The sequence below is a fragment of the Okeania sp. SIO3I5 genome (genome assembly GCF_010672085.1).
Classification (GTDB): domain Bacteria; phylum Cyanobacteriota; class Cyanobacteriia; order Cyanobacteriales; family Microcoleaceae; genus Trichodesmium.
The window spans coordinates 1-3,484 of sequence record NZ_JAAHHT010000442.1; the positions used below are offsets into that span (position 1 = coordinate 1).

Consider the following 3,484-nt stretch of genomic DNA (forward strand, 5'->3'; position numbering starts at 1 on the left):
TGTTAACTCTGAAGCAGGATGTGCCCATGACAAGGGGCGTTTAAGAGAGGAGCCGTTGATGAGGTGAAAGTCTCACGTCCGGTTCTGAAGACGAGTCGGTTTGGTAACAAACTGGCTTAGTTTAACTTCACATCTGTAAGTTGAGGAAGTAATTTTGCGATTATTGTATAACCGGATTTTATATGAGATAGTAATTAGTAATCTCAAAAATAGGAAAGTTTGACAAAGGGGCTTATACCAAATCCGGTAGTATCGGTGTAAAAAAGCAGAGAAACCGGGTTTGTATTAAATGCCCCGCTATAATACATTAGCCTCTAACAAATCCGGTTTCTTGTAACACTTCAAAGCAACCAGATTTGATATTATTAATTTGCGGAAGAAGTCTATTCGCCACAAGTATAGATAAGAATTTTTCAGATACTAAAGAAAGTTTTTATTCTACTGATAACCATCATAATAAATCACCGCCTCCTTTAATTTACGCTTTTCCCAGTTAACAATTTCCAGCAAAGGACGTTCTGTGAATTCTGTCACATAACCTAAACATAAATACGCTATTAATTCATTTTCTGGAGGAGCATTGAGAATAGTTTTTACCTCTTTTTCGTCTAAAATACTGACCCAACCCAACCCTATATTTTCCGCTCTAGCCATCAACCACAAATTTTGAATTGCCAGACAAACACTATACGGTCCAACTTTCTCCATACTTGTTTGACCCATAACAGGAGTAAGTGAGGGTTTATAAAAAACAGCAATGTTAATAGGAGTTGTGGTAATTCCTTCCAATTGAAAATGATTATATAACGGTCTATCTTTAAAGATTTCTTTAGCTTTTTCATTTTCTCTTTCAAAAGATGCCTTGATTTTGGCTTTGATTGATGGGTCACGAATAATTACAAATTCCCAAGGTTGGGAAAAACCAACTGAAGGGCCAAGTAAAGCAGCTAAAAGTAACCGCTCAATTTTTGTATCGGGAATTTCTTCATTAATAAAGTTTGCCCCAAATTCTGTTCGACGATGAACGATAATGTCTTCAAGTATTTGACGTTCTTGTTCTGTAAAAATTCTACCTTTCATATTATTTACTTCCAATTATTGTATCATATTTTGTATCTGAAACTCTATTACTTAATAGAGTCTTCAAGTTGCTGCATATGTATATTCTCAACTATCTATCTAATTTATTCATTCTTGTTACTATACTTCCGTAGCCTAGGAAACTCTATAATCTTTGTATATCGTTATAATCTTTGTATACTTTTAAGCATATTTTGAAAAAAATGACAAAATCAGGGAAGCTATCTGTGAATAAACAGCCAAAGGAAGAATTTCAATTTGACTCCATTGATGCTGCACTAGCAGACATTAAAGCAGGTAAGTCTATAGTAGTAGTCGATGACGAACATCGAGAAAACGAAGGAGATGTAATTTGTGCAGCTCAATTTGCTACTCCAGACATGATTAACTTTATGGCAGTAGAAGCTAGAGGTCTAATTTGTCTGTCATTGACAGGCGATCGCCTTGACGAATTAGATATTCCACTTATGGTTACTAAAAATACTGACAGTAACCAAACAGCTTTTACTGTTAGTATTGATGCTTCCCCACAGTTGGGAGTTTCTACAGGTATCTCAGCAGAAGACCGAGCGCGTACTATTCAAGCTGTCATTAACCCTACTACGAAACCGGAAGATTTACGTCGCCCTGGTCATGTCTTCCCCATTCGGGCTAAAGAAGGAGGGGTATTAAAACGAGCAGGTCATACAGAAGCTTCTGTTGACTTAGCTAGATTAGCAGGTTTATATCCAGCGGGAGTTATTTGTGAAATTCAAAACCCAGACGGTTCGATGGCAAGGTTACCTCAATTAATAGAATATGCTCAAACTCATAATCTGAAATTGATCAGTATTGCTGATCTGATCAGTTATCGCATCAGACACGATCGCTTTGTCTACCGAGAAGCTGTTGCTAATTTACCATCCCAATTTGGTGAGTTCCAAATTTATGCTTACCGCAATACTCAAAATAATTCGGAACATATAGCTATTGTTAAAGGCAACCCAGAAGAATTTCAGGAAAAGGATGTCATGGTGCGGGTACATTCTGAGTGTCTAACTGGAGATGCTTTTGGTTCCCTCCGTTGTGACTGTCGAATGCAACTGCAAGCAGCGATGAAAATGATTGAAAATGCGGGTGCGGGAGTGGTTGTCTATTTGCGACAAGAGGGTAGGGGAATAGGTTTAATTAATAAACTCAAAGCTTACTCATTGCAAGATATGGGATTAGATACAGTCGAAGCTAATGAAAGATTAGGGTTTCCAGCAGATTTGCGCAACTATGGTGTGGGAGCACAAATATTACATGATTTGGGTGTGAAGAAAATTTGTTTAATTACAAATAATCCCCGGAAAATAGCAGGTTTAAATGGTTATGGAATTGAAGTAGTAGATCGAGTTCCTTTATTAATTGAAACAACAGATTATAATTCTACTTATTTGGCGACTAAGGCGCAAAAATTAGGTCATATGTTGTTACGCAGTTATTTAGTGACAATTGCTATTAATTGGAATTATCAAAACACAGAAGGAAAGTTTGCCGATAATTCTTATATTGGAAGTCTGAAAACTCCGGTTCAACAGCGCTATGAATATTTGGAAAAATTACGCAGTTTAATCAAAGAAGATGATTTTCTGTTGCGGGAAGAAACTAGAGCAGTGGCAACAGCGGTTTTTGCTCAAGCACCTTTAATAGTTAATTTTGGTTTAGAAAAAGCCACATTAATTACATCTGAATGGTATCAACAATCAAATAATCCTTATTTGGAGGCGATCGCTAAAGTATTAACAGAAATAGCTCAATGGCTGAATATTTCAAAATTGGAATTTCTGATCGCTTCTGGTGCTGATCCTATGACTACTTTACAAGGAAAACTCAAACGTCTTAGTTTTGAAAAAAATGAATTATTGACAGTTATGGAACATTTAGAACCGCAAAAAATTTACAGTTTAAAAGTTCTTCAAAATTAGCTTTTAACTGGAGTTTATACTAAATAAGCGGTTGTGCATTTAAACAACTTATTGTTGTATGCCTCGTTTAAGGGAAAACCCTTATTAATTATGGCTTCGCGCCTTCTGCCTTCTGATATCAAATCCGGTAGTATCGGTATAAAAAAGCATAGAAACCGGGTTGGTCTCAAATGCCCTACAATACTATCCCACAAACCCGGTTTCTTGTAACTCCGAAGCAAGCGGATTTGATATGACTTGCTAATACACATTTGACATACTCCCGACGTTGCCCTTCTATTCCCCCCTTTCCAAGCTATCCCTTATAAGGAACTCTTGAAACCCTTGTGGGAGGATGGGGAGGAGGGGGAGGAGGGGGAGGAAGAATTCTGTCTACATTCATAAAAAAGTGTATTGAAAAATACTCTTTTCTCCTGAAAAAGCCGATTCAAGACTTAAACATAACTCCTCTATGT

2 protein-coding genes are annotated in these 3,484 nt (G+C 36.9%); one reads left to right on the top strand and one right to left on the bottom strand.

The features are described 5' to 3' along the window. Positions 1-438: 438 nt before the first annotated feature. Positions 439-1,080, bottom strand: a complete 642-nt coding sequence (bluB, locus tag F6K40_RS39380) for a 5,6-dimethylbenzimidazole synthase (RefSeq protein ID WP_293145500.1) — start codon at positions 1,078-1,080, stop codon at positions 439-441. Positions 1,081-1,307: 227 nt separating this feature from the next. Between bluB and ribBA the strand changes: the two genes are divergently transcribed. Next, a complete protein-coding gene (gene ribBA, locus F6K40_RS39385; protein WP_365674370.1) occupies positions 1,308-3,029 on the top strand; it encodes a bifunctional 3,4-dihydroxy-2-butanone-4-phosphate synthase/GTP cyclohydrolase II in 1,722 nt (573 codons plus the stop codon). The last annotated feature ends 455 nt before the right edge of the window (positions 3,030-3,484 follow it).